The organism is Streptomyces sp. NPDC059900, assembly GCF_050270335.1.
GTDB lineage: Bacteria > Actinomycetota > Actinomycetes > Streptomycetales > Streptomycetaceae > Streptomyces.
In genome coordinates, this window is the sequence record NZ_JBNNJZ010000656.1 from 1 (window position 1) to 4,191 (window position 4,191).

Below are 4,191 nucleotides of genomic sequence, written 5' to 3' on the forward strand. Positions count from 1 at the left end.
GGCCGGGTCACGGCCCTGCGGGACGCGGGGGCGCGGCTGATCGGGGGGTGCTGCCGGGTGGGGCCGGAAATGATCTCCCGGATGGCCGCGGAGCTGTCCGCGGCCGACCGGCCGCAGTGAGCCGCCCAAGGCCGCGCGCCACCTTCGTCACACCCGCCGCGACCTGCGCAAACGCCCTGCCCGAAGGTGACTGTCAGTGCCGGGGTGCAGACTGAGCCATACCTGAGACAACGACGTCCCTGAGGTGGCTCCCATGGCTGAGATCATCCTGACCGTAGGCACCCGCAAAGGCCTCTTCATCGGCCGCAAACCCAGCGGCACGAGCACCTGGCAGTTCGACGAAAGTCCGTACTTCAACGCCCAGGCGATCTATTCGGTGGCCATCGACACCCGCGGGGACACGCCGCGTCTCCTGGCGGGTGGCGACAGCTCCCACTACGGCCCGTCGGTCTTCCACTCCGACGACCTCGGCAGGACCTGGACGGAGCCGGCCAAGGCGGCCGTCAAGTTCCCCAAGGACACCGACGCCTCCCTGGAGCGCGTCTGGCAGCTGCACCCCGCCGCCGCCGAGCCCGACGTGGTGTACGCGGGCACGGAACCGGCCGCCCTGTACAAGTCGCAGGACCGCGGCGAGACCTTCGAGCTGGTTCGCCCGCTCTGGGAGCACCCCACGCGTGACCGTTGGGTTCCCGGAGGCGGCGGCGAAGGCCTGCACACCGTCCTGACCGACTCCCGCGACCCGGACGCGGTGACGGTCGCCGTCTCCACCGCCGGGGTCTTCCGCACGCAGGACGGCGGCAAGAGCTGGGCCCCGTCGAACAGCGGTGTCTCCGCGGTCTTCCTGCCGGACCCGAACCCCGATTTCGGCCAGTGCGTGCACAAGGTCGCACGCGACGCCGTCGATCCCGACCGCCTGTATCTGCAGAACCACTGGGGCGTGTATCGCAGCGACGACGCGGGCGCGCACTGGACTGACATCGGCGAGGGCCTGCCCTCCGACTTCGGCTTCGCGATCGTCGCCCACCCGCACCGCGCGGACACCGCCTATGTCTTCCCGATCAACGCCGACGCGGACCGCGTCCCCGCCGACCACCGCTGCCGCGTCTACCGCACGGGCGACGCGGGCAAGAGCTGGGAGCCGCTCAGCGCGGGCCTCCCGACCGACGATCACTACGGCACGGTGCTGCGCGACGCGATGTGCAGCGACGGACAGGACCCCGCCGGCATCTACTTCGGCAATCGCAACGGCGAGGTGTTCGCATCGGCGGACGACGGCGACAGCTGGCAGGAGTTGGCGTCCCACCTGCCCGACGTACTGTGCGTCAGGGCGGCGGCCATCGGTTGATCGGCGCCCCCGTTACGGCAGTAGGGTGACGCCGTGGCATCACGACCCTTGCATGAAATCGTCGAGGCGGGCTGGGCGAGGGCCCTCGAACCCGTCGCCGGGAAGATCACCGAGATGGGCGGCTTCCTGCGCGCGGAGATCGCCGCGGGACGCACCTACCTCCCGTCCGGGCCGAACGTCCTGCGCGCGTTCCAGCAGCCCTTCGACGAGGTGCGGGTGCTCATCGTCGGGCAGGACCCCTACCCGACCCCTGGGCACGCGGTGGGGTTGTCGTTCTCGGTCGCGCCCGAGGTGCGGCCGCTGCCCGGCAGCCTCCTCAACATCTACCGCGAGCTGGGCTCCGACCTGGGCCTCCCGCAGCCGTCGAACGGCGATCTGACGCCCTGGACCCGGCAGGGCGTCCTGCTGCTCAACAAGGCGCTCACCACGGCGCCGCGGAAGCCCGCGGCGCACCGCGGCAAGGGCTGGGAAGAGGTGACCGAGCAGGCCATCAGGGCGCTCGCCGCACGCGGGCGCCCCCTGGTCTCCATCCTGTGGGGGCGCGACGCCCGCAACCTGCGGCCGCTGCTCGGCCCGCTGCCGTCCGTCGAGTCGGCGCACCCCTCGCCCATGTCGGCGGACCGCGGCTTCTTCGGCTCGCGTCCCTTCAGCCGCGCCAACGACCTCCTCGTCCAGCAGGGCGGGCAGCCGGTGGACTGGCGGCTTCCGTGACGGACACCGGGTGCGTCCTCGGGGTCGACTCGGGCGGCTCCGGGATGCGGGTCGCCCTGGACAGGCTCGACGGCCTCGCCCGCCCCGCCCCGGTCAGCTCGAAGGAGCCGGTGCGCACCGGCGCGCTCGGTATGGACGCCGAGCACTTCATGGAGCAACTGGGGCCGCTGACACGGGAGTTGCTGGGCCAGGCGGGCGGCGGGAGCATCGCCGCCGTGGCCATCGGGGCCGCGGGCATGGCCACCCTCGGCGACGACCTGCGCGCGCAACTGCCCTCCGCACTCCGGGACGCCTTCGGCGTGCGGCGCCTGGCGCTGGCCGCGGACGCCGTCACCGCGTACGCGGGCGCGCTCGGCGACCGCCCCGGAGCGGTCGTCGCCGCGGGCACCGGCATGATCGCGATCGGCACGGACCTGAGCGGCTGGCACCGCGCCGACGGCTGGGGCCATCTGCTCGGCGACTGCGGAGGCGGCGCATGGATCGGCCGCGCAGGCCTCGAAGCGGCGATGCGGGCGTTCGACGGGAGACAGGGCGGTTCGAAGGCACTGCTCGCCCTCGCCGAGGAACTGTTCGGCCCCGTGCAGCAACTGCCCGGACAGCTCTATCCGCGGCCCGACCGGCCCGCGATGCTCGCCTCCTTCGCGCCCGAGGTGGCGCGCTGCGCCGACGACGACCCCGTGGCCGCCGCGATCCTGCGCGACGCCGCCCGGCACATCGCCGAAGCCGCGGCCGCCGTCTGCCCCGCGTCCGACCGGGCCGGCCGGGGCGAGCGGCCCGAAGTGGCCCTGACCGGCGGGCTGTTCAAGATGGGCGACGCGCTGCTTCACCCGGTGGCGGCGGAGCTCGGGGACCGTCTGCGGCACGTGCGGCTCGTTCCGGCGGCCGGGGCCCCCCTTGACGGCGCCGTGCGCATAGCTGCGGATGTCGCCGCGGACCGGCTGCGGCTGCCGCTGGACCCGCGCATGCTCACCCTGCACGTACAGGGAGACGCACACCCGCGGGACGGCAGTTGACCAGTCCGTAAGGTGACAGGTGGCCTCCTTCGGAACTCATAAGACAAAAGTGGACTTATACCGCCCGCCTGCACCCTCCCCGAACAGCGAAGCCCCGAAGACCAGTAGCATGCGGGGCCATGAGCTCCTCCACCGGGCCCGCATCAGGCCTGCCCGTACGAATGCCGCGACCCCGCCAGCCCGGTCGGCACCGCCGCCCGGAGCCCGTGGCGGCTCCCGAGAACGCGCCCGCGCTCGTCCTCGCCGTACCGGGCGTACCCAGCACCGCCACGCGCAGCCTCGCCGAAGAAGTCGTGAGCATCGCCCGCTCCGAGCTGCCCGGCCTCGACGCCCGCATCGGGTACCTCGACGGGACCGAGGACGCCACGACCATCTCGTTCCCGGAGTTCCCCTCGCTGCAGTCCGTGCTCGCGCACGCCGCCGCCGAGCGCACCGCGCGCTTCGAGCAGGCGCGCGCCGCGGGTGCGGAGGTCGCCGAGCCCGACGGCCCCGTCGCCGTCGTGGTGCCGCTCCTCGCAGGACCCGACAACGCGCTGATGCGGCGCGTGCGGCAGGCCGTGATGGACAGCCGCGCCCCCGCCGAGCTGACGGACGTGCTCGGCCCGCACCCGCTCCTCGCCGAGGCCCTGCACGTGCGCCTCTCCGAGGCCGGTCTGGCCCGCGCGGACCGCGCGCGCCTGTTCACGGTGGCCACCGCGGCGGACGGCATCGTCCTGGCCACGGTCGGCGGCGAGGAGGCCGTGCAGGCCGCCGGGATCACCGGCATGCTGCTCGCCGCCCGTCTCGCGGTCCCGGTGATGGCCGCCGCTCTCGACCAGGAGGGCGCCATCGCGAACATGGCCGAGGAACTGCGCGGCTCCGGCTCCACGCAGCTGGCGCTCGCCCCGTACCTGATCGGTCCGGAGATCGACGCGGGCCTGCTCGACGCGGCGGCCAAGGAGGCCGGCTGCTCGGTCGCCGAGTCGCTCGGCGCGTACCCCGCGATCGGCAAGCTCGCCCTCTCCAAGTACGCGACGGCGCTCGGGATCGCCCCGCAGCAGCCGTCGGGCGCACCGGTCCACTGACCGCACCGCGCCGGCAGACCTGATGCCGTTACGCCGATGGGCCCGCCCCCTGCACGAG

General features: G+C 73.6%; 5 protein-coding genes. All 5 read left to right on the plus strand.

Translation table 11 applies throughout. The features are described from left to right. The first annotated feature begins 15 nt into the window (after window positions 1–15). The 5 genes from ACQKIP_RS41330 (at window position 16) to ACQKIP_RS41350 (ending at window position 4,133) form a co-directional block, all read left to right on the plus strand. A complete protein-coding gene (locus tag ACQKIP_RS41330; RefSeq protein WP_427745364.1) occupies window positions 16–120 on the plus strand; it encodes a homocysteine S-methyltransferase family protein in 105 nt (34 codons plus the stop codon). A 133-nt stretch (window positions 121–253) separates the two neighbouring features. Beyond that, window positions 254–1,345, plus strand: a complete 1,092-nt coding sequence (locus tag ACQKIP_RS41335; protein ID WP_365862420.1) for a WD40/YVTN/BNR-like repeat-containing protein — start codon at window positions 254–256, stop codon at window positions 1,343–1,345. Between the two features lie 33 nt (window positions 1,346–1,378). Further along, the gene (locus ACQKIP_RS41340; RefSeq protein ID WP_365862418.1) at window positions 1,379–2,056 is read left to right on the plus strand and encodes a uracil-DNA glycosylase; all 678 of its coding nucleotides are present in this window, start codon (window positions 1,379–1,381) and stop codon (window positions 2,054–2,056) included. Next, entirely contained in the window at window positions 2,053–3,069 is a 1,017-nt protein-coding gene (locus ACQKIP_RS41345) for an N-acetylglucosamine kinase (RefSeq protein ID WP_365862416.1), read from the plus strand. The genes ACQKIP_RS41340 and ACQKIP_RS41345 overlap by 4 nt, the downstream gene beginning before the upstream one ends. A gap of 119 nt (window positions 3,070–3,188) precedes the next feature. Further along, complete coding sequence (locus ACQKIP_RS41350; RefSeq protein ID WP_365862414.1) at window positions 3,189–4,133, plus strand: sirohydrochlorin chelatase; 945 nt, start codon at window positions 3,189–3,191, stop codon at window positions 4,131–4,133. Window positions 4,134–4,191 lie beyond the last annotated feature (58 nt).

Coding starts and splice junctions, on each gene's coding strand:
- ACQKIP_RS41335 (WP_365862420.1), top strand. CDS start 254: ATGGCTGAGATCATCCTGACCGTAGGCACCCGCAAAGGCCTCTTCATC.
- ACQKIP_RS41350 (WP_365862414.1), top strand. CDS start 3,189: ATGAGCTCCTCCACCGGGCCCGCATCAGGCCTGCCCGTACGAATGCCG.